The 23,837-nt window shown below is 68.4% G+C and carries 16 protein-coding genes; 7 read left to right on the top strand and 9 right to left on the bottom strand.

The window, feature by feature from the left end:
* Window positions 1-458 precede the first annotated feature (458 nt).
* From RPQ07_RS10040 to eccE, 3 genes are all read right to left on the bottom strand, one after another.
* A complete protein-coding gene (locus RPQ07_RS10040) occupies window positions 459-692 on the bottom strand; it encodes a DUF397 domain-containing protein (protein WP_313943759.1) in 234 nt (77 codons plus the stop codon).
* Window positions 693-907: 215 nt separating this feature from the next.
* Window positions 908-1,606, bottom strand: coding sequence for a hypothetical protein (locus RPQ07_RS10035; protein ID WP_313943758.1), 699 nt, complete (start codon window positions 1,604-1,606; stop codon window positions 908-910).
* A gap of 8 nt (window positions 1,607-1,614) precedes the next feature.
* A complete protein-coding gene (gene eccE / locus RPQ07_RS10030; protein WP_313943757.1) occupies window positions 1,615-2,949 on the bottom strand; it encodes a type VII secretion protein EccE in 1,335 nt (444 codons plus the stop codon).
* A gap of 180 nt (window positions 2,950-3,129) precedes the next feature.
* Between eccE and eccB the strand changes: the two genes are divergently transcribed.
* The 7 genes from eccB (at window position 3,130) to RPQ07_RS09995 (ending at window position 10,555) form a co-directional block, all read left to right on the top strand.
* Entirely contained in the window at window positions 3,130-4,650 is a 1,521-nt protein-coding gene (gene eccB / locus RPQ07_RS10025; RefSeq protein WP_313943756.1) for a type VII secretion protein EccB, read from the top strand.
* Between the two features lie 11 nt (window positions 4,651-4,661).
* Window positions 4,662-5,885 carry a type VII secretion-associated serine protease mycosin gene (mycP, locus tag RPQ07_RS10020; RefSeq protein ID WP_313943755.1) on the top strand — a complete coding sequence of 408 codons (1,224 nt, stop codon included), beginning with the start codon at window positions 4,662-4,664 and terminating at the stop codon, window positions 5,883-5,885.
* A gap of 241 nt (window positions 5,886-6,126) precedes the next feature.
* Window positions 6,127-6,612, top strand: a complete 486-nt coding sequence (locus RPQ07_RS10015; protein ID WP_413777722.1) for a hypothetical protein — start codon at window positions 6,127-6,129, stop codon at window positions 6,610-6,612.
* A 6-nt stretch (window positions 6,613-6,618) separates the two neighbouring features.
* Window positions 6,619-8,457, top strand: a complete 1,839-nt coding sequence (locus RPQ07_RS10010; protein WP_313943754.1) for a hypothetical protein — start codon at window positions 6,619-6,621, stop codon at window positions 8,455-8,457.
* 193 nt (window positions 8,458-8,650) lie between these two features.
* Window positions 8,651-9,733: a S8 family serine peptidase gene (locus RPQ07_RS10005; RefSeq protein ID WP_313948842.1), complete on the top strand. Its 1,083-nt coding sequence runs from the start codon at window positions 8,651-8,653 to the stop codon at window positions 9,731-9,733.
* Window positions 9,734-9,839: 106 nt separating this feature from the next.
* Window positions 9,840-10,187, top strand: a complete 348-nt coding sequence (locus tag RPQ07_RS10000; RefSeq protein WP_313943753.1) for a WXG100 family type VII secretion target — start codon at window positions 9,840-9,842, stop codon at window positions 10,185-10,187.
* Window positions 10,188-10,255: 68 nt separating this feature from the next.
* Window positions 10,256-10,555: a WXG100 family type VII secretion target gene (locus tag RPQ07_RS09995; protein ID WP_313943752.1), complete on the top strand. Its 300-nt coding sequence runs from the start codon at window positions 10,256-10,258 to the stop codon at window positions 10,553-10,555.
* A 187-nt stretch (window positions 10,556-10,742) separates the two neighbouring features.
* Here RPQ07_RS09995 and RPQ07_RS09990 read toward each other — a convergent pair whose 3' ends face one another.
* The 6 genes from RPQ07_RS09990 to eccCa all read right to left on the bottom strand — a co-directional run bounded on the left by RPQ07_RS09990 (window position 10,743) and on the right by eccCa (window position 23,637).
* Window positions 10,743-12,824, bottom strand: a complete 2,082-nt coding sequence (locus RPQ07_RS09990) for a serine/threonine-protein kinase (RefSeq protein WP_313943751.1) — start codon at window positions 12,822-12,824, stop codon at window positions 10,743-10,745.
* A 45-nt stretch (window positions 12,825-12,869) separates the two neighbouring features.
* Entirely contained in the window at window positions 12,870-15,083 is a 2,214-nt protein-coding gene (locus RPQ07_RS09985) for a protein kinase domain-containing protein (RefSeq protein WP_313943750.1), read from the bottom strand.
* Window positions 15,084-15,773: 690 nt separating this feature from the next.
* Window positions 15,774-16,286, bottom strand: coding sequence for a hypothetical protein (locus RPQ07_RS09980; RefSeq protein WP_313943749.1), 513 nt, complete (start codon window positions 16,284-16,286; stop codon window positions 15,774-15,776).
* A 101-nt stretch (window positions 16,287-16,387) separates the two neighbouring features.
* Window positions 16,388-18,676 (bottom strand): hypothetical protein, encoded by a 2,289-nt coding sequence (locus RPQ07_RS09975; RefSeq protein WP_313943748.1) that lies wholly within the window; start codon window positions 18,674-18,676, stop codon window positions 16,388-16,390.
* 2 nt (window positions 18,677-18,678) lie between these two features.
* Window positions 18,679-19,176 carry a hypothetical protein gene (locus tag RPQ07_RS09970; RefSeq protein WP_313943747.1) on the bottom strand — a complete coding sequence of 166 codons (498 nt, stop codon included), beginning with the start codon at window positions 19,174-19,176 and terminating at the stop codon, window positions 18,679-18,681.
* A gap of 489 nt (window positions 19,177-19,665) precedes the next feature.
* On the bottom strand, window positions 19,666-23,637 hold the full coding sequence (gene eccCa / locus RPQ07_RS09965) for a type VII secretion protein EccCa (protein WP_313943746.1): 3,972 nt from the start codon (window positions 23,635-23,637) through the stop codon (window positions 19,666-19,668).
* Window positions 23,638-23,837: the final 200 nt, after the last annotated feature.

Here is a 23,837-nt window from a genome sequence, read left to right as displayed (position 1 = left end):
TGTGCCGTAGTGGGTGGGGGCGGCGACCGCTGACAACCGATCGGCCCGGCTCTCCCCCTGGGACGCAGCGGGCATCCCCGCATGTTCCTCTGCCGCTTTCCGTACCACCCTAATCGTCAACAAGGGCGCTCCGGCAGGCCCGCCCACCCCCAGGCTGCTGTCCCGTACGTCACCCGATGCCCCCAAGTGAACTGCGGGCGGCTGAGCGTGAGGAAACGCGTGGGGCAAACCGGCACAACTGCATACGGAATTCGGCGCCACCGGATTTCAAGGAGGCCGCGCCAACAATCCGGTCTCGACGACCGGCGCGCACGATGCGCGCACCACGCTCCGGCACACAGCACCTGCACAGCACCTCGACACGAACGACACCGCTCACGGCACACAGCGGGCACGACGCGACCCGTGAAGGACGCCGCCCGGTGCGCCCGCGGAACTCGGCGCTCGGTGCCCAGCGCTCAGCGGAGGTCGAACTCCCCGTCCCGCGCACCGAGCACGAACGCCCGCCACTCGGCCTCGGTGTAGCGCAGGACCGTGTCGGGCTCCAGGGACGACCGCATCGCCACGGCTCCGCCCGGCAGATGCGCGATCTCGACCCGTTCCTCGTCCTCGCTCGTGCCGGGGGCGCTGAGCCACTCGACGTCAGAGATGTCGAGGGCGTACAGCTCGTCCTTCTCCTGAGCGCTCCCCATCAGCCAAGCTCCCTTTCGGTAAAGGCGAGACGGACCTGCCCCACGTGCCGGGAGGCTTCCCGGAGCCAGGTGCAAGTCCACGTCACGCGGGCAGTTTATGTCCGTCCCGCCCGTGAATTCCGGGCAACAAAGATGCTTCCCACGAACGGGAACGCTTCCCGCGTCCTGCGGGCTTCCCCGTACGGGGACGGCGATGGTGGTGGACGGACCGGCGGTCAGTCCATCCGGCGGGCGACGCCCAGCAGCCCCGTCTCGGCGTCGGTGCCGCTCGTCATGACCCAGTGGCGCTCACGCCCGGCGACCCAAAGCGTGACACCGTCCGCCAGCGTCGGCAGGGCGTCGATCTCGACGCGCGTCAGACCGAGGATCCGCCCGATCTGCTCCGCCTCCTGCGGAGAGACCCGCTGGACGCCCACGAGCGTCGAGTCCCGCAGCAGACGCGGCGCGACAGGGCTCAGATACGGCAGCAGCGTCAGGACCGACTGCCAGGGCGACGACACCACGCGTCCGCGCGGCGGCCGCATACCGCAGTCCCGCACCACCACGACCGGGCTGCCGACCGTCGCGCCCATCGGCGGAACGCGGCCCACGTCGTGCAGGGCGATGCAGTCGAGGCCCGCGCCGGCGGCCTGCGCAAGCGTCGTCCACGCCTGGGCGCGGCCGGTCTCCACCGCGACCCGGGCACCGGTACCCGCCGCACGCAGTGCCAGCACCTGCGCGGTCCACAGCCCGCCGATCAACAGCACGTCATAGGGGGTCGACCGGTGGAAGCCCACCATCAGGGGCCGGCCCTCGGAGTCGTCGCCTATCACCACACCGTCGTCCCCGACCGGCAGGGACAGCGCGCCGAGATGGTCGGCGACCATGGTGTGCCCCGCATGGCGCGGACCGATCAGTCCGCGCATCGCTGCCATCCTGGCCATTACAGAACACCACCCAGCGGGAGAGTCGCGTGGACACCGGGCAGCTGCTCGCGGTCCAGCCGTACGAGACCGACCTTCGCCGCACGCGCGGACTGCTCCAACGTCCGTCGTACGCCGATGAGTTCGGAGTCCGAGCCGCCGGTGATCCGCACATGGCCGGCCACCGCCATACCGCCCTGGTGCGGACCGCGGCGCAGGGTGAGGCTGAAGGTCGTCGCATACGCGGGCGCCGCCGTGAGGGTGGACACCAGCTTGGGAAGGGGCGCGGCGCCGCGTCCCAACTCGGGCCAGCGGCCCACCGCATAGGTCGTGTGCCAGCGGTCGTCGCAGCGCCAGACCCGCGCCGTTTCCGCGGTCCGCTGCTGCGGTGCGGCATCGGGCCTGCTCGCACGGGCGGCGAGGCGCGGGCTCGCGCAAGCGGCCGTCGCCATCGCGGAGTTCAGCTCCTCCTGGTCCAGGACGACAGCCTGGAACCCGGCGCCGGTGACCCGGCTCGCCACATGGTCGGCGACCCGGACGAGACAGCGCTGGGCGCCCTCGATCCCGCCGCCGCGTGCCTCGACGGCCTCCCGGCAGAGTTCGGGGTCGAGCTTCACCGCCACCCAGGTCATCCGCAGGGCGGGCGCCCCGGTCCGCTCCTGGAGCGGTGCGTACGAGAGCCGGGCGACCGACTGCTGCGGCAGATGCGGCGCAGGGGCCGAACGCACCTGCTGCACCAACTGCACCGATTCCAGCACGATGTCGTCCACCGAGAGAGCCCCGCCGAGCAGCGAGAGCGACAACGACCGCGCACCGAACGCCGGCCGCAGCGCGGAGCCGCTCGCCTCGACGCGTACGACCGCGGTCAGGAACGTGCCGTCTCCCAGCATCCCGATGGTGCGGCGGTCGCGGTCGACGAAGGTGAACGGGCGCAGACCGGGAGCGCCTTCGACGACAGGCGCCAGCGAGGGGTCGGTGTCCGCCGCGGCGGGACCTGCCGCCCGCCTGCGCACCCGCAGGCCGAGGGCGGTCGCCACCCAGTCCTGGACGGCGTGGCCACGCCGCCGCACGAAGGCCAGCAGGACGAGGACCGAGCCGATGACCGCCGCGGGGATCATCCACAGGTCACCGAGGACCATCCCGATCAGCGCCAGGGCGATCGCGATCTCGACCAGGGCGAGCTGCCGCAGCTGGAAGGGACCGACACGTCTGGTGCGGGACAGGGGGCGCAGGGTGGTCGTCGCGGGGGCGGCCGACGAAGGGGTGCTCACCTGCGCATTGCTGCGTTGCCCGCGGGAACCGCCGGGCGCCTGTCCGGAAGTCCGCCCATTTCGCGCGCGCGTCGCCGTACCCATCGCCGCGTTGCCCCCTCGTGTCCGTAATTACCAAATTCCCATGGGCGTTGACCGGGCGATCACCCTACCTGAGCAGTAAGTCGTGAACCCCAGCAGGCATAGTAGGGGGGCGGAACGACGGCGGGCCCGCTCGGAGAGTGCACAGCCCGGCCGCACAGCGGGGAGAGGGACAGCGGACAGATGGCATCACGTCGGGACGAACTCAACGCCTACACCTTCGCGAAGCGGAGATTGATCGCGCAGTTCCTCCAGCCCAACGCCACCGGCTCGGAGGAGGGCGCGCCCCGTCCCCTGCGTGCGGTCGTGCCGGGAGCGATCGTCGGTGTCGTGATCCTCGCCGTGTTCGGTGCGTGGGGGATGTTCAAGCCCGTCGCGCCCAAGGGCTGGGACATCGCCGAAGAGAACGTCATCATCGCGAGCAAGTCGACCACCCGGTACGTCGTCCTGAAGACGAAGGGCAAAAGGCAGCTCCACCCGGTGCTCAACATGTCCTCGGCCAAGCTCCTCCTCAAGCCCGGCAAGGGCAAGGTCATCAACGTCGACGAATCCGTACTCGACAGCGGCAAGATCCCGCACGGAGCCACTCTCGGCATCCCGTACGCCCCCGACCGGCTGCCCGACGCCAAGGAGGCCGGAGCGGCCAAGCGCTGGGCCGTGTGCGAGCGTCCGGGCGAGGGCGGCAGGGCGATCGAGAAGGCGGCCTTCGTCTTCGCCGAGCGCCAGGAGTCGAAGACCGAGGGGCCGAACCGCCTCACCGGCGGCGATCTGATGTACGTGGAAGGGCCCGGCGAGGCCCGGTACATCGTCGACGCCGGCGGCACGGCATACTCCGTCGCCGACGACGAGTTGCTGCTGCGACAGCTCGTCGGCCAGGGCCGTGAGCCGCAGCGGGTCTCCGAGGCCTGGCTGAGCACCCTGCACAAGGGCGACCCCATCTCCTTCCCCAGGATTCCCGACACCCCCGGCACCGACGCCGGAGTGTCCGGAGAGCTGGATCCCAAGGTCAACAAGGTCGGCATGGTCCTCACCGCGACCGACGGGACGAAGAACCAGCAGTACGTCGTCCTCCGCGGCCGGGTGGCCCCCGTCTCCGACTTCACCGCGAAGCTGCTGCTCAACAGCCGGGACCTGATCAAGCTCGGCCAGGCGGGCCGGGCGACCTCCGTCAGCGCCGCCAGCTTCCAGCCCGGCACCCCCTTCGGCGACGACAAGAAGTGGCCGGCGAACGCGCCCAGGCCGGTCAACTCCGCGAGCACCGACGAGGGAAGCCGCAACACGGTGTGCAACGTGCTGCGCAAGGTGGACGAGGACGACGGCACCACCACGCTCAGCACCTGGGCCGGCACACGGTTTCCGGCGGAGCTGCCCACGGGCTCCACGAGTGCGTACGTCACCCCCGGATCCGGCCAGCTGTTCCGCCAGTTCAAGGGATCGTCGACCCGCTCCGGCTTCCTCTTCCTCGTGACCGACACGGGTCTGCGGTATGCCATGCAGTCCAACGGTGACAGTGCGACCGACGACTCCGGCATCGGGTCCTCGGGCTCCGGCAAGGAAGACGTCCAGCAAGAAGCGCAGGACGCGCAGGAACGGCTCGGCTACAAGGAGGTCGACCCGCTGCCGATCCCGGCCGCCTGGGCCGGCTTCCTGCCGACGGGCCCCCGTCTGTCGACCGGCGCCGCGACCCAGCCCCAGGGCTCGTGAGGCCGCCCGCGATGACGTACACCCACCGATCCCTCAGGCTCGCGGCGGCGACGGCACTGGTCTTCATCGGCATGCCGGCCACGACGGCCACCGCCGACTCGGGCCAGTGCAAGTTCCCCGGCGACACCTACAAGGGCAGGCCCTGGGCGCTGCAACGCGTGCTGCTGGACGAACTGTGGAAGCAGTCCACCGGAAAGGGCGTGCAGGTCGCCGTCATCGACACCGGCGTGGACACCAGGAATCCACAGCTGAAGCGCGCGGTGGACGCCAAGAAGGGCATGAACCTTCTGCCCGCCAAGAACAAGAAGGGCGAGAAGATCGACCGCGGTGCGAGCAACGGCACCACGGACACGGTGGGCCACGGCACCAAGGTCGCCGGCATCATCGCCGCCCGCCCTCTCAAGGGCACGGGCGTCGTGGGCCTCGCCCCCGCCGCCACGATCATCCCGGTCAAGCAGAACGACGCGGAGGGCAACGGCACCGCGGCGTCGCTGGCTTCGGCGATCACCAGGTCGGTCGCCGCGGGTGCCGACGTGATCAACATCTCCCAGGACACGGCCGACGCGGTGGAGCCGGCACCCGCCCTGAAGCAGGCGGTGGACGCTGCCCTGGACGAGGACGTGGTGGTCGTCGCCTCGGCGGGCAACGACGGCCTCGGTGGCAACGTGAAGAAGACGTATCCCGCTTCGTACCCCGGCGTCCTGGCGGTGGCCTCCTCGGACCGCAACAACGAACGGGCGGCCTTCTCCCAGTCCGGCGACTTCGTCGGCATCGCGGCCCCCGGTGTGGACATGGTCACCACGGTCCCCGGCAAAGGCCACTGCGCCGACAACGGGACCAGCTTCTCCGCCCCTTACGTCGCCGGGGTCGCGGCCCTGATCAAGAGCAAGCACGGCGACTGGACCCAGAAGCAGATCGTGGCCCAGATCCAGCAGACGGCGGAACGCTCCACCCCGGGCCACGACCGCCTGGTCGGCTGGGGAGTCGTGGACCCGGTCCGCGCCCTGACGGAGGATGACAAGCCGATCGAGCAACCGGTGGCCCACGAAGGAGTGACAAAGGGCGAGGTCCCGACCCCGGCCGAACTCCAACTCGGGGAATCGGCCGCGGAACGCAACTCCCGGATGGCGACGTACGTCGTTGTGGGAGGGGGCGTCCTGGTGGCGTCGATCGCGGGCGGCGCGGTGGCGTTCCGCGACTCGAGGCGCCGCGCGCGGAGGCTCGGGGAAGGGTGAGCCGGAGTTCTGTGAGGGGTTGATGGGCTCAGTGGGGTCAACTTTCACAGGACTGTCATGATGGGAACGATTGCAACCGCATAGCGGTCGTGAAGCGTCACACCAGAGAAGTCGAGTGACGTATAAGGCACTTGGGGCTGTCAGACCCAGTGGCTAGAGTGGTAGGTCGACGATCGGTGATGGCCGGTTCACCACGATCGCAACGTGGGACAGCTGGAGCAAACGGGGAGGAACGGGCATCGTGCTCGAGGCAGAAGGTGGCGGGGGCAGCGCGTCCGGTGGGAGTGACCTCGCGCGCGGTGTAGGCGCGCTGAAGACGTTCCAGAAGCAGATCAACGCACTGCTGGCGGACTTCGAGAGCGGTGCGGCCGGAAAGTCGAAGGTGGCTGCTCAGGAGGTCTCGCGCGGCTCGTTCAGCGGAACCAATATGGCCTTCGCCGAAGCGGACGGCTTCTTCACCCAGTACAACCGTGTGCACTCGGCACTCACGTCGCTCTCCCGGAGTCTCAGCGACCAGATCGAGCTGATGAGCATCGGCGTACATGCCGCGGACGTCGGCTACAACAACGTCGAGGAAGAACTGCGGGCCCGCTTCCACACCATCCAGGCACGCCTGGAAGAGGAGAGGAAGGCTCAGGAGCAGCGGGAGAAGAAGCCGGGAGACAAGGGTGGCGAGCCCGATGCACCTCGCCAGAACGACACCGGTGGCACAGGGGAATGGGGGTGACGACTGATGGGTGATGAGAAGAAGCCGGAGCTGACCCCTCAGGATCACGAGAAGAAGCAGGCCGAGACCGCTTCGCAGATCGAGGGCCAATTCGGCGCGACTGACGCCCTCGAGCGCTTCGCAACGGTGATGGACAAGATCGGCTTCGGTAACGCCGGCGGCCTGTTCGGCAAGACGAGCTTCGAAGAAGTTCAGCTCAACGCCATGCTCGACCTGCTCGAAGCTTCCAACCCCTCGGACCTCGAGCGGGCCGGAGAGAACCTCGAAAAGGCTCGGGTCGCCCTCAACAAGGCGGCCAAGGACCTCGACGACTTCGTCAAGAAGACGGACTGGAAAGGCGAGGGAGCGACCGAGTTCCAGCGCTACGGCAGCGAACTTGCCGGTTATGCCTGGAAGCTGGGCGCCTTCGCCAACGTGGTCGGCACGCAGATGACGGTCGCCAGCACGGGCCTGACCTCGGTGAAGAACTCCATGCCGCGGGAGCGCGACACTCGGCTGATCGCGAAGAAGCCAGAAGCATTCGCGTTGGCGCCGGCCAAGGACACCAACCCGGAGTACATCGAGGCCGTGAAGGTGGAGAAGAACCGCCAGGAGGCCATCAACCAGATGAACCGCCTGTCGTCGTTCTACGCGGTCTCGGAGCAGTCGCTGGCGCAGCAGCAGCCGCCGGAGATGCCGAAGATGCTGAAGGCGGCGGTTCCGGCTCCGCGTTCCGCCGGACCGGTCTCGGAGTCGCAGACTGAGACGTCCAGGGCAGACTCCAAAGCGGCTTCACAGGCAACGGCGGATCGTGCGGTATCCGTTGACGAGCGTGACCCTTCGCGGACTGGGCCAGACCGCGTGGTCGTACCCGTTCCGGACCGGAACACGTCGATGGAGATCGACAGCGTCGCGACGCCGCCGGCTCCGACTACGGGCCCCGGACCGGCTCAGCCCGTCACAGCCACTGGTACCCCCAGCACCACAGGGGGAGGACCGGTCCCGCCGATGACCAATGGGTTCGCGAACCCTGTAAAGGGCGGGACCGCCCGCTCAGTGGGCACGTCTGGCGTGCCGAGGGTCGGTGGCGGCGGGACCTCCAGCCCTGTCGGGCGGGCAACGGGTGGCAGCGGGTCCCCCTCGGTTGGTCGGTCGGGAACAGCCGGCAATGCCGGTGCCGTCGGCCGACCGGGAGCCACCGCTACTGGCACTCCCGTGGGACGCGCCGGCGGGACAGGTGGCACTCCCGTGGGACGCGCCGGCGGGACAGGTGGCACTCCCGTGGGACGCGCCGGCGGGACAGGTGGCACCCCCGCCTCTGGACGTGCCGGTGGGGCAGGCGCTGGGGGGCAAAACCCAGTCGCAGGCCGAGCTGGTGCAGCAGGGCAGCCGACCGCGGGCCGTGCCGGGACAAGGGCTTCCGGGCCCAGGTCCGGACGAACCGATGGCATCGTAGGCGGGACGCCGCAGCGCACCGCCGGTGGCTCATCCGGTTCGCGTATTCCTCGCGGCACGGTTATCGGTGGCGAGGGGCCCACGGCAGGGCGTTCTTCCGCCGCGAGGCCTAGTCAGTCGGGTGTCGTGGGCGGCCCTGCTCAGAGTGCTGCACGGCCGGCGGGTCGGGGAACTCCCAGCTCGAACGGGGTTGTCGGCACGCCGCGGAGTGCCGGCGCAGGTGGCTCTCGGTCGGGTGCGGGTGGCTTCACGACGGGCGGTGCAGGGCTCACCGGCAGTCGCCCCGGGCAGCGGCAGCACAATGACGAGGAGCAGGAGAGTTCTGGGTCTGCCCGTCCGGACTACCTGACAGAGGACGAAGAGACATGGGCGGTACGGCGGCGCGGAGCTGTTCCACCGGTGATCGATTAAGGACAGGGAAGGTTCGGAAGGCAGGATGACGGCAGCAATGAGCCAGCCTCGGATGTACCGCAAGTTGCCTACTGTCGGACGGCGAGTGTTGTCCACAGTGGCAGCCTGTGGCGCGTTGACTTTTACCCTTACGGGGCTTGCTCCCGCCGCTGTCGCCGCGGATGTACGGCCACAGCAGTGGTACTTGGACGCGATGCGAGCCTCTGACATCTGGCGGAAGAGCACGGGGAAGGGGATTTCGGTCGCCGTCATCGATGGTGGCGTGAATCCGTCCACTCCGTCCCTGAAGGGTCAGGTTGTCAAGGGCATTGACGTAGCAGGTATCTCAGGCGATGAGACAGATGACTACGACGGCCATGGCACAACTATGGCTGAGTTGATCGCCGGCACCGGAAAAGGCGGTGGCATTCAAGGGCTCGCACCTGGTGCCAAAATCCTCCCCATTCGAACCCTTATCGCTGAAATGCGGGACAAGGAAGCGCCTGACCGGTTGCACACCTTGGACAAGGCGATCCGTGCAGCCGCAGATAGCGACGCCCAGATCATCAATGTCTCCCTGGGGCAGGATGGCTGGGATGACGACACCAGGGAAGCGGTGCAGTACGCGGCGAAGAAGGGGAAGGTGATGTTCTCCAGCGTCGGCAACGAAGCCAAAGGGCTGAACTACGTCGACTATCCCGCCGCGTACCCGGACGTGGTCGGCGTTGCAGCGACCAATTCAGAAGGACGGGTGGCGTCGTTTTCGGAACACGGCGATGAGGTCCACCTAGCGGCGCCCGGCGTAAAGATCCCTTCGTGGTGCGACGAGTCATTCAAGCGGTATTGCGTCAGCCAGGGCACGAGCCAAGCCAGCGCGATCGCATCTGCATCCGCAGCCCTCATCTGGTCTGCGCATCCCGACTGGACCGCCAACCAGGTGCTCCGCGTCATGTTCGAGTCGGCCGGCCGGGGCGACGACTGGAAGCCCGGCACCGTGAGCAACTACCTCGGGCACGGCATCGTCCGCCCCAACGCCGCCATCAACCGCGGCATCGGCAAGCCGGGCGACCCGAACCTCAGCCCGCTGACCAATGAGAAGACCGGCGGCTCCACCGCCCCCTCTGCACCAGCTTCGTCACAGCCCCCCAAGCCCAAGCCCGGCTCCGACGCCACCGTGGCAGGCTCTAGCAAGAGCACCTCGGACGGCGGGCAGTTGGGGCTCATCATCGGGATCGGCGCAGCCGTGGTGATCGCCGTCGGCGCCTTCGCCGTCGTCCGAAAGCGTCGCACCGTCTGACCGAACGGCCGGGCCGCGAAGGCCCGTTCAGACCTTCACCGCACGTTGTGCTTTACCCGGCACAACCCAGCCAGTCACAACCGTAGTTCAGAAGGGAAACGCAACCGTGTCACAGGGCCAGCGGCTTTCAGACCAGCAAGTCATCCAGCTCGAGAAGCACCTCTTCGAGAAGTTCACCTCGATCAAGGGCCAGCTTCAGCAGATTCAGGGCACGATCGACAGCCTTGAGGGCCAGTGGCAGGGTATCGCCCGCGGCGCCTTCGACGGCAAGCAGGAAGAGATCAACACCTCGATGGTGCGTCTCGGCAACATCCTGGCGAAGTTCCTCGAGGCGTTGAGCGCTTCGAGGAAGATCAAGGACGGTTCGGAGGATGACGTCCGTGCCGCTGTTCAGAGCATCAACGTCGACCTCGGTGTCGGTACCACCGCGCCGTCGAACCTCAGCAAGCTCTAGAACCGCTGGGCGGATCCGATCTCGGCAGGCCAAAAGCCGAATCACAACAACAGGTGAGTGAGGGAATCATGGGCACGAATTACGACGGGCTTGTCGTCAAGTACGGAGCTCTCGACGCGACGGCCACGGTGCTCGGCAACCAGGCCAAGAAGCTCGAAGAGGACCTGCGTTCCATCAAGACGGCCATGGCCAGCGTCGCCGCCGGCTGGGAGGGCGAAGCGCACCAGGCCTACGTCGAGCAGCAAGAGCTGTGGGACAAGGAAGCCGCAGACATTCAGCAGGCTCTCCAGGGGATCGGCAAGGTCGTCGGCCAGGCAGGCGGCGACTACATGGGTGGCGACAAGAAGGCTGCCAGCTACTTCCACTAGTAGCTCGAAGCAGTACGCAGCAAGGCGGGGTGGGCACGCGCGAGGGGTGCCCACCCTCTTGCTGTGTCGGCACACGGGCGCCCTGTTCGCGGAGACCGGCTGACCTGAGTGAGGGACCTGAGGCGGGACCCCCCGGCCCACCGCCACGCCTGGTCCTTCCCCCGAGGGACCAGATCAAGACCGCCCCTCACTCGAACACCGGAAGCGCCTCCACCTCCGCCCCCGCCCTCACGAAGAGGCGGTTGCCGTCGCCCTGCACCCAGTAGGAGCCGGCATCGTCCGGCAGTCGGCGGCTCCAGACGCGCTGGTTGTCGCTGCGGGACATCACGTGGAGCTCCCAGTCGTCCCCATCGCCCGCCCTCGGGCTGATGGCGCACACCGCATCGCCCTGCACTGCGACAGGGCTGTACATGTAGTAGCCCTTGGGTGATCTCCAGACTTCGGAGCCGTCTGTCGCGTCGCAGGCCAGGATGTACGGGCCCTGTGTGTTGTACACGACGTCGTCCTGGACGAGAGGGGGGCCCGAGGGCTGCAGCATGCCGTCGACCGTGATGCTCTTTGCCCACCGTTCGGTGCCGTCCGACAGGTTGCGGGCGGTCAGCGTGGCACCGTTGATCAGGACCATCTCCTTGTGCAACACAGGGTGGAGACCTGCCTGGTCGATGGATGACTGGTCGTCGATGTTCCACACCTCGCGTCCGTCGGCCGTGTCGACGGCCAGGACGCGGCCCTTGCCCGTCGCGATCACCAGTCGGCCGCTCCCGGCCACGCCGCGCGGTCCGGTCTTGGCATCCAGCAAGACCTTGGGGCGGACGGTCCAGAGAATGCTGCCGTCGGAGCGGCTGATGCCGCGGAGCCGGTCGTTCTCGGTGAGGACGTACAAGGCCGATTCGTCGGCGCCGAGGACGTACTTCGCGGATGCGGGGACCGACCACCGGGCTTCGCCCGAGGAGGCGACGAACGTCATCACCTTGCCCTGCTTGTCCACGGCCGCGACGAGCGCGTCCGACATGATGACGATACCGGCGGCAGCGACCGGGCCGGGGGCGTGCCAGCGGGGCTTGCCGTCGACGACGCTGTGGGCAGTCAGCCCAGTGTCTGCGGTGTTCATGGCGAACACGACGTCGCGTACGGGCACCAGTCCGCCCCCCGTTTTGGCCAGCAGTTGTACGGGCCCCCACAGCGGCTTGGGCTTCCCGGCCGTCGCGGCGACCGGGTCGGCCATCGGGGTGTCGGCCGCCGGTGGCAGGGCGTAGGGCCCCGAGTCGCCGCGGTTGCCCAGCCACCAGGCGGTTGCCCCGGTTCCGGCTGCGAGCACCGCGCCGCCCACTGCGAGTGTGGTGAGCAGGCGCCGTCGTGACGTCCCCCCAGAGCCCGAGGAAACCACCGTCGTCAGGTGGTGGATCGTGCGTTCCCGCTCCTCGATGTCCGACGCCAGCGGTCCTTGGCGCCAGATCCGCTCCGCGCCACGTGCGGGCGCGAACGCTGATGCCAACTGAGCGGGCGTCGGCCGGTGTGCCGGTTCCTTGGCGAGGCAGGGGCCGATGAGCGGCGCGAGGTGGGGCGGGACCTGGTCCATACGCGGTGCTCCGTGCACGACCTCGTACTGCACCGCTGCCACGTGGGTTCCGGTGAACGCCTGAGCCCCGGTGATCGCGTAGATCAGTACGGCACCCAGTGAGAACACGTCCGCCGCGGGTCCGACGCGCTGCCCCACCACCTGCTCAGGAGCGCCGAAGCCGGGAGTGACGGGTATCTGCCCGGTGGTCGTGAGGGTGAGCCCGTGCTCGGGCCGGGCGATGCCGAAGTCGATGACGCGCGGTCCGGCCGAGGTCAGAACGATGTTGGCGGGCTTGAGGTCGCGGTGGATCAGCCCGGCCGCATGGATGTCGGTCAGAGTCCGGGCCAGCGAGGAGGCCAGGACACGTAGTGCCGGCTCGTCCAGGGGTCCGTGTCTGCCGATGGCATCGTCCAGCGTCGGACCGGTCAGGAACTCGGTGGCGATCCATGGGCGCCCGCCTTCGGTGTGTGCGCCGAGTACCCGTGCCACGCCGGTGCTGGTGACGGACCGCGCCATCTGGGCCTCGCGGACGAAGCGTTGGGCCAGGCTCGTGTCGTGCGCCAGTTCAGGGTGAAGCACCTTCACGGCGGCTTTCCTGCCGAAGGAGTCCTGGCCGAAGTAGACCTTGCCCATACCGCCCTCGCCGAGAACGCCGAGGAGTCGGTACGGTCCGAGCCGGAGCGGGTCGCCGGTGCCGAGGGGTTTCACGAGGACGGCTGCTTTCTGCGTAATCGGGGCCAGTGAGGTGTGGGGTCACTTGTACGGATAGGCGGCGAAGTAGTCCGTGCCGATCGCGACAATCGCCTCTGGGATGCCGTCGTGGGCGTAGAAGCGGTCTCCCCTGGCCCTGCGAGCCGTGCCTGCCTTGCCCGTATCGTAGGAGAACGACCGCAGCAGGCCGGATTTACTGCTGTATGCGTAAACCTCGCTGACGCCAGGGGCGGGCGGCAGCGTCACATCGAGGTCGGCCCCACTGCGGTCGGGGGCACGCCACAGCAATTCTCCAGTGACCGAGTCGAGGGAGACAAGGCCGAGGCCTTCCTCGACGGCGTACAACGAAGTTCCCTTCGCCGCGGGGGGTCCCGTCCGTGCCTTGGCCCGGCCCGGGCCGAACGACCACTGCTCCTTGCCGTCCTTCAGGTGGAGAGCACGCAGATGGCCCACCGGCGGGTAGACACTCCAGTCGTCGGCCGCCAGCCTTCCCCGGATGGCCTCCGGATCCGGGACGTCGAGCTCCTGCCGCCACAGTTCCTTTCCCCGACGCGAGTCGTGGACAGCCAGAGAGACCCTGCCATTGGGCATTTCCTGAAGGACGGCCAGATGGTCCTTCACGGCCCGCGCGGCCAGGAAATGCAACCGCTTCGACGTTCGCGGCCGGGAGGGAAGCGGCTGACGCCACCGAACCTTGGCGGTGTGCACATCAACAGCGAGCAAGTACCACTTCTGGGAACTCTCGTAGCCGATTCCCGAGTCGGAGTGCTCGCCCTGTCCCGCCGCGAGGAAGACGACGCCGGCGTAAGCGCTCAGGAGCTGTGTCGCGGGGAGAACTCCGTTGTAGTCCTCCAGTTCGACGATGTCAGGCTTCAGGTCGCCGCCGGACTTGACAGAGGAGATGGTGAGCGGGTGGTTGCCGGATCGCGGGGATTCGGAGGCGTACACCCTGGACTCGTCGATGTCCTCGTCGTCAGTGCACCGGTGCGCCGGGCCCTTCAATAGCGAGGGGATATCGACGCCACCCTTGCCGACATCGATGGTCCGCAGCCCGTCGTCGTCCGCGATGGCGAGACTCACGCCGAAGGAGAGGGGAACCGGCGGGGACAGTGAGGCTCCCTTCAGGCGCAGCGGAAGCTCCCACAGCCAATCGCCCTTCTCGGCCGTCGGCTTGGGTGGCTTGCTCTTGCCACCCGCACTGTCGCGGCTTCCATCCGCCGAGGCCGCCCAGGTCCAGATGCCACCGCCGACCGCCGTGGCGCCGATGAGTCCCGCGCCACCGATGGTGAGGAGCTTGCGGCGGCTGACCTCCCGTGGGGACGCCGGCACGGTGTCCTCGGTGGCGTGGTCCGCCGGTGCAGGCAGTCGTTGTGGCTGGTGTTTCCAGACCTCTGTTGCCCGGCGGGCGATGTCCGTCAGCAGCGTGGGTGGGAGGTGGTCGGCGAACTCGCCGTGGCCGTTGTGCAGCTGGGCCGCCAGTTGCCCGGTGGTGAGGCGTCGCGCGGGGTCTTTTGCCAGGCCCCCGCTGAGGACGGCGGCGAGGCCCGCCGGCAGTCCCGTCAGGTCGGGGTCGGAATAGCGGACGCGATAGAGCAGGTCAGCGGCCTGTCCCGTGCCGAAGGGGCCGTGGCCTGTGGCGGCGAATACGAGGACACCGGCGAGGGCGAACACGTCGCCCGCAGGCGTGTGTTCCTGTCCCGTGGCCTGCTCCGGGGACATAAAGGCTGGGGTGCCCGCGGCGGTGCCGGTGCGGGTGAGGCGATCGTCGCCGGCGGCGCGGGCGATGCCGAAGTCGATGATCTTGGGACCGTAGGCGGTGACCATGATGTTGGACGGCTTCAGGTCGCGGTGGACGACGTCGGAGGCGTGGAGCTGAGCGAGCGCGCCGGCGAGAGCCGCGCCCAGGGCCCGGACGGATGCCTCGGGCAGGGGGCCGCAGAGGGTAACGGCGTCGTCGAGGGGCGGGCCGAGGACGTACTCCGTGGCGAGCCACGGGGTTCGGGCGGTGGGGTCGGCGTCGACGACCGTGGCGCCGTGGTGGCTACCGATGATGCGTGCTGCGTCGGTCTCGAGGTGAAAGCGGGTGCGTGCTGCGGCTTCGGCGGCGATGCGGGCATGCATGGTCTTGAGTGCGACGGTCCGCCCGCCGGCCGAGCGTGCGAGGTAGACGGTACCCATGCCGCCGTGGCCGAGGCGGGCGAGGAGCCGGTAGCCGCCGATCTCGCTGGGGTCGTCGTGGGTCAGAGGCGCAAGCATGGTCAGGTCCTGATGGTAGGCCGGAGGCTGCGGACTTCCGCGGAGCAGATCTCCGCGGACTGGCCGGCGAGGGCCGCGGCTGCGCGCCCCGGCGGCCGGCTGCGGGCGGGCAGCGACGCCCGGTCCAGCACCGTCGCAGACGGCGCGTACGAGGACGGCGTGAGGGCAAGCAGCAGCTCGGCCGCCGTCGGGTGAGCCCCGCGTAGCGGGACTGGCCGCGGGGCATCAAGGGGCCCGGGGACTTGGGGAGTTCGGCACGGTTCGGGCTCGTGACCGGTTGCGGCGTACGTGAGAACCGCGCCGAGTCCGTGGATGTCACCAGCAGGGCGCGAGCGCCCGCCGACTGCTGCCTCCCCGCCGGCGTGCGGTAGTTCCGTACGCACATGCTCCATTCGCGAACCCCTTCCGCCCCGAACTGCCTTCACGGCAACCGCACGAGCCTATCGAGGGGCCGGGAGCCGTGCTGCGTGCGGGTCGTGGCGAGGGCAGGCGGCGACTACATGGGGGAGACAAGAAGGCCGGCAGTTCCTTCGCCTGAGGCGCTTCCTGCCCAAGCCGGCGTATCGGGACCCCGACCCGGGGCGGGCACGCGCAGGGGGTGCCCACCCGTCATTCCGACGCGAGAGACCCCGGGAGCCGCCGCGCAGGCGGCTCCCGGGGTCTCTGCTGTTTGCTCAGGCACAAAGGGTGTTATGTGGCCGCCTTGCAGTCCGGCGAGTCCGCTACGGCTTTCGCGTAGGCGAGCAGCAGTTTCTTGGCCGCGTCGGCGTCCGAGAACTTCTCGTCGTGGATGAGGATTCTGACGAAGAGTTGGTTCCGGTCGGGATGGTCCTTGGCGGCCACTGGGCACGGGATACGGCGTACACCACCCTTACCCGACCACATGTATGTTCCGTCCTCGCCGGTGTGCTCGTCGAGTTCGATGTACGGGTTGATGTCGGCCGCCTTCTTCACGGAGGGATCCGCTCGCCACTCGTTGATGGCGCTGACCGCTGTCGTGCCATCGACGGCGACTCGGCAGTTCGTGTCACCCACCTCTCGCGACCGCGCCGCCGTCTTCACAGACTTCCCGCTCTTGGGTAGTACCGCGTCCAGTGCGGCGGCGGGTACCGGGGTGCCGCAGAGGTCCGGCGGCAGAGAGAAGGACCGCTTCTCCTCCGGTTCCGAGCAAGCTGTGAGTAGTAGCGCGAGCTGGGCGGCCACCACGAGAGCAGAAATCTGCCGCCGTGATCGCCGACGCGGAGCGCGAGCGGGCACCGGCATGCCCTCAGTCTGTCGGGGCTCCATGAAATTGCTCGCATGTGTCATGAGGAGGGAACTTCCGTGGTGAGGTGGTCCGCCATGGCATCGGCGTTGGTGGCGGCGTCGTTGAAACCGTCATCGCGACCGGTCAGAGCCCAGTCCGCAACCTTGTCCTGGTCTGGAAGCCCGTGGGCCTTGGCTGCGTTGATGGCTGCCATCTGGCCGTGCTCCGCGCTCAGGTCTCTGCTCTTCTCCCACAGGTCGCTCGCATCCCTGCTTGCTTCCGTCAGCACATCGGTCTCCGACTGCTGGAAGATGTGCTCGAGGACCATTCCGCTGACGGTACCTGCGACGCCGCCGGCGACCGCCCCACCTACTGGTGTGGCGATGAAGCTGACGCCGACGCCGATGCCGGTTCCGATAGCCCCGGACCATGCGTTCTTCTGCTGGGCGACAGAGTCGGAGAACTCCTTGGCCTCCTTGGCGGCTGGACCCAGGACGGCTTCCTGCATGCCGATGGCGACTGATCCGCTGACTTCTCCGGAACGCCGGGTGATCGTCTCGATCGTCTCCTGAGCCGAGTGCGGATAGCGCTGGTCCGCCGGCAAGTCAGGGTTCAGGTGGTGGTCGATGAGATTGGCCATATAGGCCTTCTGGCCCACTTCGACGGCTGAGTAGCCGTCAGGGTGCTGCCCCACGGTGATCAGAAAGGCCGTGACGTCCTGGTGCTCGAGTCTTGCCTGAGCGCCCGCCAAGGGGAAAAGCTTCTCGGTATTCCCGTGCGGGTCGTCTGCGATCGCACGGTTGATGTCCGGCAGGTACTCCGAAGCGATCTGCCCCATACTGTCTGACATGTGGGAGTGGTCCGTGAGCCGCTTGGGGTCCTCCTCCACGGAGGCGACGATTTTCGACATCAGATTGGCCTGCGCCTCCGAGTGCGGCGGGAGGTCCGGCGTCGGCTTCTCGCCCGCGGGGTGGCCGGTCGTCGCGGCTTCCAGCGCCATCGCCAGGTTGTTGCGCCCCGCGATGCTCTCCTCGCGGTCCTTGTCGTAGTCATGAGGCCAGTTACGCTCTTCGAAGAAGTACTCGAAGTTGCTGAGAGACCTCTTGTCGTCCTTGCCTTCCACCTTGAAGTCGTGGTCCTCGTCCTTCGTGACGAACGTGTCGCCGAAGAACTCGGTGGCCGCGTCGGGGCTGTTGGCGAGAGCCTTGAAGTAGCCGGTCATCGGGTCCCAGCCGGAGTCGGTTCCCGTGTGGTTCAGCTGCGGATCCATGCCCATGGGCTGCCAGGCGACATGGGCGCCGTTGTGAGTGAGCTTCTTCTCCGCTGCCACGAGCTTGTTGCCGTACTCGTTCAGGAACTTGTCGTCGTAGTCGCCCCACCGCATCAGGTTGCTCATGACCTGACCGCCGAAAGGCATGCCGCCGTTCTTCTCAAGTGGCCTGTCGGCGAAGGAGACGACGTCCCGCTTCCATGTCTCCATGGCGGCTGTGTCGCTCTGGCTGGCGGTCGCCAGTGTCAGGCTCAGACTCTTCTGGAGGTCGTCCATCTGGTCCCGGCGCTCGTGCATCAGCTCCGGGTTGACCATGGGCTTGTTGAGATCGGCCCAGAAGTCCAGGGTGCCCTTTCCACCGAGGTTCGTGGCGAACCGCTCGGCGAAGAGATCGTCGTTGGCGTACTTCTTGAGGCCGGCGTTCAGCTGGTCGAATTCCTTGACCGTGAGGTCCTCGGGATTCTTCTTCGCGATCCTGGCCAGGTCGTCGGCCTCCTTGAGCGCGTCAGCGGCCGCGTCCCGGTTCGCGTAGTTGGCGTCGGAGAAGCCGAGCTTGCTCTGGTCGACGAGCGCCTTGAGGACCGTGGTCGCCGAGCTGTCGCTCTGGGTCGCGCCGTCCAGGAGCTTTTGCACCTCGTCCCGTAGTGCCGTCACGTCCGACTGGGTGTGGTCGGGGACGCTCGTTCCCCTGGCGGCGCGGTCGGGATGGATGTTCATGGTGACCGTGAAGCCGCCTCCGGCTGTTGAGACGACGGTCAGGTTCTTCTTGAGTCCACGATCGATCGCGTCCTTGAGCTTGGTCTGGTAATCCTTCAGCTCGCTGCAGGTGTCCCTCAGGATGTTGCGGATCGACGTGGCCTGGGTGTGCGCGTCGGCGAACTCACCGGCTGTTCGGCCGATGAACTGCTTGGACATCTTCTGGTTCTCGCCTGTCCAGTTCGCCTTGTTCGCCTGCTCGCGGAGCTCGTCGTCGGCATCCTCCTTCATGCTGGCCAGCTTGCCGACGAGGGTCGTCCAGTCGGCGACGGCTTCATCAAGAAGGCCGAACTTGGCGAAACGAAGGGTTTCAAGATCCATGACTATTTGTCTTCCTTCTTCTTCTCGCCATAGATCGGGTTCTTCTCGCCCGGCTGCCCGACGCGTTCGTCGAATCCACTGTCCAACGCGGCGATGCTGCTCAGCTGTCCGGTGATGTAGTGCTCGTCGTCCTTGTGGATCTTCTTGGTCACCCGCATGTGATTCGAGATGTGGGAGCAGGCGTCCCGGAGGGAGCCGAGCTGTTCGTCCCACCGTTTGGCCACGTGGGCGAGCCCTGCGCCGAGTTCGAAGCCCTGGGTCTTGAGATCCTCAGCTGCCTTGGAGCTGCTGGGGCCGGCCACGCGCGCCTCGTCGTACAGACGGTTGAACAACTTGAACGCACTGGTGCCGATCTTCGAGAGATCGGTTTCGGAAGCCGTGAGGTCGCCGTAGGAGCCTGAGCCGCCGCCGCCCTCATCGGGCACCCGGTTCAGCTGCATCTGCTCCGATTGGCTCCCGGCTGCTTGCGTTTTGAGCTGTTCCCATTCATCCCACGCCATCTGCCACACCTTTCCCGTTCTTCACCTGGCACTTCAAGAGGAAGAGTTTGCGGTTCCTGTGCTCACTTCGTGCAGGGCCTCCCGAGACACCGGCGCGCGGGTCGCAGTCCGCGCTTCGGCGCCGGCTCGCTCGAACGCCACAGCCCGCCTGCGCCGGCTCATGCGGTGCGCCCGGGGAGCGCCCCTCTCGGTGAGGGACGCTCCCCGACCGGGACGGACGACGTGTCGGGCAGCGGCAGCCGATCGGCAATGTCCACGGTTCAAGGGAAGGTCCGTCGGCAGCGCAATGGGCCGCGTGACGAGAACGTGTCTTCTCGCAGCCGTTCGCTCGGCGTCGCTGCTCCAGCGCTGCCGTGGTGCTCGGCAGTGCTACCGCGCCCCTTCAGCCACCAGGACCGGGTGCGTTCGGCTACGCCTGTCGTGCTCCGCTCCGCCCCGGCGGCAGAGCGCAGCCGAGGGCGCTGGGTACTGCGTACCCAGCGCCCGCCGTCACTGCGGATCCCCCAGCCACCCCGTCTGCACCAGCGGCTTCCCCCGCTGCCGCGACGCGAAGATGCCCCGCCCCGCCGGCATCGGTCGCATACGGACGCCGAGCATCTCGCCCTCCTGCGGATCACCGGAGAGCAGGAGACCCTGTGCGCCGAGCTCCATCATCCGTTGCAGGAACGGCTCGTAAGCCGCGCGGCTCGCTCCCGCCGAGCTGCGGGCGATGATGAAGCGGACACCCACGTCACGCGCGAAGGGCAGGTGCTCCGTGAGCTTGGCCAACGGGTTGCCGCTCGACGTGGACACGAGGTCGTAGTCGTCGACGACCACGAACACGTCCGGGCCCTGCCACCAGCTCCGGTCGCGGAGCTGCTGTGCCGTGACGTCGGCGGTCGGCGCACGGCGCTGCATCAGCTCCGCCAGCGCGTCGACGTGATGGTCCATGTTGTTGGACATCGGCACGTACTCGGCCAGGTGTGTGGCAGGGGTGACGTCGAGCAGTGCGCGCCGGTTGTCGATCACGAAGAACTTGGCGGCGTTGCCCTCGTACCGTTCCGTCAACTGCTTGATGAGCAGGCGCAGCAGGTTCGACTTGCCGGACTCGCTCTCACCGAACACCAGGAAGAACGGGTCGCGGGCGAAGTCGGCGAACACCGGCTCCAGGTTGTTCTCGTCGATCCCGAACGCCACTCCGCGCCGGGGTTCGACGAACCCCGCGGGGAGCTGCCCCGCGGGGAGCTCGCGCGGGAGCAGACGCACCGCCGGTGCGGCGGGGCCGGTCCAGTGGCGGGTGACCTCCTGCACCATCGCGGTGGTCGCCTCGGACAGGTCACTGTCGGACTGGATGCCGTCGATGCGCGGCACCGACGCCATGAAGTGCAGCTTCTCGGCCACCAGACCGCGGCCGGGGACGCCCGGCGGCACGTTCATGGCGATCTTGCGGTCCACCTCGGAGTCCATCGGATCGCCCAGACGCAGTTCCAGGCGGTTCATCAGCTGGTCCTTGATGTTGGAGCGCACGTCCATCGAGCGGGATGCCGTCAGGATCACGTGGATCCCGTAGCCCAGCCCCCGCACCGCCATGTCGACGACCGCGGTTTCCAGACCCTCGTAGTCCGTCCGGAAGTTGCCCCACCCGTCGATGACCAGGAACACGTCCCCCCAGGGCTGCTCCGTCACCGAGATGTCGCCGCGCGCCCGCATCCTGCGGAACGTCGCGATGGAGTCGACGCCCGCGCTGCGGAAGTACTCCTCCCGGCGCGTCAGAATGCCGTACACCTCGGCCACTGTCCGGCGCACGCGCTCCGGGTCCAGTCGTGAGGCGACCCCGCCGACGTGCGGCAGCCCGGAGATCGAGGAGAGGCTGCCACCACCGAAGTCCAGTCCGTAGAACTGCACTTCCTGCGGAGTGTGGGTCAGCGCGAAGGCCGCGATGAGCGTGCGCAGCAGCGTCGACTTGCCCGACTGCGGACCACCGACGATCTGCATGTGGCCCGCGGCGCCGGAGAAGTCGCGGTAGAGCGTGTCCCGGCGCTGCTCGAAGGGCTTGTCGACCACACCGAGCGGTACGACCAGCCGGCCCGCGCCCTCGAAGCCCGGCTGGGTGAGTCCGCGGCCGTCCACGTTCGACAGCCCCGGCAGCAGTTCGTCCAGCGGAGGCGGGTTGTCCAGCGGAGGCAGCCACACCTGGTGGGCCTCGGCCCCGCGGCCCTCCAGCCGGCGCACGATCACGTCCAGCACCGAGTCGGCGAGCGCGTCGTCGTCGGAGGAGCGGCGCGCGTCCGGCACGGGGGCCCCCGCGGTCGGCTCGGCGTAGTGGACCGCCACCGGAGCCGCGGTGAACGGCACCGGCCTGCGGTCCACCGGCAGCGGACCGCCGCTCGACGCGGCCTGGTGGCCGTTCACGCGGTACACACCGGAGACGTACGCGGCCTTGAACCGCACCATCTCGTCCGTGCCGTACTTCAGGTAGCCGGAACCGGGGACGTTGGGCAGGGAGTACGCGTCGGGCACACCGATCGCCGCCCGGGACTCGGCCGCCGAGAACGTCCGCAGACCCACCCGGTACGACAGATACGTCTCCAGGCCGCGCAGCCGGCCCTCCTCCAGACGCTGCGACGCCAGCAGCAGATGGACGCCGAGCGAACGGCCGATACGGCCGATCTGCACGAACATCTCGATGAAGTCCGGCATGGCGGTCAGGAGTTCGCTGAACTCGTCGATGACCAGAACGAGTGACGGGATGGGCTGCAGCGGGGCACCCGCCGCACGCGCCTTCTCGTAGTCGTGGATGTTGGCGTAGTTGCCCGCGTCGCGGAGCATCTCCTGCCGGCGGTTGAGCTCACCGCGGATGGAGTCGCCCATGCGGTCCACCAGCGTGAGGTCGTCGGCCAGGTTGGTGATCACCGCGGCGACGTGCGGCATCTGCGACATACCGGCGAAGGTCGCGCCGCCCTTGAAGTCCGCGAGGACGAAGTTGAGCGTCTCCGAGGAGTGCGTGACGGCCAGACCGAGCACCAGGGTGCGCAGAAGTTCGGACTTGCCGGATCCGGTCGCGCCGACGCACAGACCGTGCGGGCCCATGCCCTCCTGCGCCGCCTCCTTGAGGTCCAGCATCACCGGGGCGCCGTCCTCGCCGACACCGATGGGGACCCGCAGCCGCTCCGACTGCGAACGGGGGCGCCAGGTGCGGCTGACGTCGACCGACGCGGCGTCGCCGAGGTTCAGCAGATCGGTGAACTCGAGGTTGGCGAGCAGGGGTTCGTCGTCGTCACCACCGGTGGCGACCCGCAGCGGCGCGAGCTGGCGGGCGAGCGCCTCGGCCGCCTCCAGGCTCAGCCGGTCGGGGACACCGTCGTACACGAGCCCGTGCCCGGACTCCAGTTGCAGCGAATCCGGGTGGACCACCACGGACAGCTCACCGCGCGCGCCGGTGACCTCACCGGCGACGACCTCCAGAACCGTCACGCCCTGGAGCCCTTCGGCCGCCGCGAGCGGCGAGGTCTGCGGTACGGACTGACCGTCGAGGACGACGACGAGATGCGGCTGGTCCAGCAGCGGGTGCGCGCTGCCCTGGAAGCGTGGCCGGCCGTCGAGCCGCTCGGCGAGCAGGTCCTCCAACTCCCGTGCGTCGGCCGTGATCAGGCGGCGGCTGCCCGCGCCGTCACCCGGGCCCGACGCCTGGAGGTGCGGCAGCCACTTCGTCCACTCCCAGTGCTGCGCCGACTCCCGGCCCGCGGCGACGACGATCACCAGGTCCTCGGGGGAGTGCAGGGAGGCGAGCGAGCCGACCATCGCGCGGGCGGTGGAGCGCACGGACTCGGGCTCACCGCTCACGGTCACGTGGTAGAACGCCCGCAGCGACACGGCCATCGGCAGTCCGTCGAGCGTGCTGTGCGCCGACAGGAACTGCCGCATGGCACCCGCCGTCAGCGGCTCCAGCTCGTCGACGGGGGCGGTGTCGGGGGCCAGCAGCGGGGTGGCGAGCTGCTGGCTGCCCAGCCCGATGCGCACCTGCCCGAAGTCGGCGTCGCCGACCCGGCGTTCCCACACCCGGCTGCCCTCGGCGACCAGGGCCCACAGCTGCTCGGGGGAGGGGTGCAGGTAGTACTGCGCGTCACGCTGGAGGCGAGCCGTCCGCAACACCGTACGGCGGGTCTGCGTCAGGTACTTGAGATAGTCGCGCCGCAGGTCGGCGAGCTGTCCCTGGGTGCCCTTGCGGTAGCGCACCAGCATCGCGATCGCCATGGCCACCGTCGACGCGATCATCACCATGCCCATGATCCGCATGATCGGATTCGGGGTCATGAAGAAGAAGACGACGGAACCGCCCATGCCCAGCATCGGCAGCAGCTGCATCAGCGCGCCCTCCTGCTGCCCTCTCGGCAGCTCGGGCGGAGGTTGCAGCTGCACCTGCTCGCCGGGTACCTCGGCAGGCAGGGCCCGGGGTGGGCGCTTGACGACGATCTGACTCACAAGCTCACCAATTCCCTTGCCGGACGGAAATGTTCCTATCGGCGCCCCCGTGGCGACGGGTCCCGTCCGCGGGGAGGGATCCTACTTGCGCCGGGGCGGACAGGTGGGCGGTAGGGTGGCGCGACGTGTTTGCGCACCCGTGAACTTCCGCAAAAAAAGGGTCATTCGGAGCGCAATGCCGGGCGTATGAATCATGAGGA

This window comes from Streptomyces sp. AM8-1-1 (assembly GCF_032229325.1).
GTDB lineage: Bacteria > Actinomycetota > Actinomycetes > Streptomycetales > Streptomycetaceae > Streptomyces > Streptomyces achmelvichensis.
Note: the sequence above shows the minus strand (reverse complement) of the source record. Positions and strands in the feature narration are given on the sequence as shown.

What these genes read in the sequence shown, in the direction of transcription:
- RPQ07_RS10040 (WP_313943759.1), bottom strand. Translation starts at nt 692, where the DNA reads ATGGGGAGCGCTCAGGAGAAGGACGAGCTGTACGCCCTCGACATCTCT.
- RPQ07_RS10035 (WP_313943758.1), bottom strand. Translation starts at nt 1,606, where the DNA reads ATGGCAGCGATGCGCGGACTGATCGGTCCGCGCCATGCGGGGCACACC.
- eccE (WP_313943757.1), bottom strand. Translation starts at nt 2,949, where the DNA reads ATGGGTACGGCGACGCGCGCGCGAAATGGGCGGACTTCCGGACAGGCG.
- eccB (WP_313943756.1), top strand. Translation starts at nt 3,130, where the DNA reads ATGGCATCACGTCGGGACGAACTCAACGCCTACACCTTCGCGAAGCGG.
- mycP (WP_313943755.1), top strand. Translation starts at nt 4,662, where the DNA reads ATGACGTACACCCACCGATCCCTCAGGCTCGCGGCGGCGACGGCACTG.
- RPQ07_RS10010 (WP_313943754.1), top strand. Translation starts at nt 6,619, where the DNA reads ATGGGTGATGAGAAGAAGCCGGAGCTGACCCCTCAGGATCACGAGAAG.
- RPQ07_RS10005 (WP_313948842.1), top strand. Translation starts at nt 8,651, where the DNA reads ATGCGAGCCTCTGACATCTGGCGGAAGAGCACGGGGAAGGGGATTTCG.
- RPQ07_RS09995 (WP_313943752.1), top strand. Translation starts at nt 10,256, where the DNA reads ATGGGCACGAATTACGACGGGCTTGTCGTCAAGTACGGAGCTCTCGAC.
- RPQ07_RS09985 (WP_313943750.1), bottom strand. Translation starts at nt 15,083, where the DNA reads ATGCTTGCGCCTCTGACCCACGACGACCCCAGCGAGATCGGCGGCTAC.
- RPQ07_RS09975 (WP_313943748.1), bottom strand. Translation starts at nt 18,676, where the DNA reads ATGGATCTTGAAACCCTTCGTTTCGCCAAGTTCGGCCTTCTTGATGAA.
- RPQ07_RS09970 (WP_313943747.1), bottom strand. Translation starts at nt 19,176, where the DNA reads ATGGCGTGGGATGAATGGGAACAGCTCAAAACGCAAGCAGCCGGGAGC.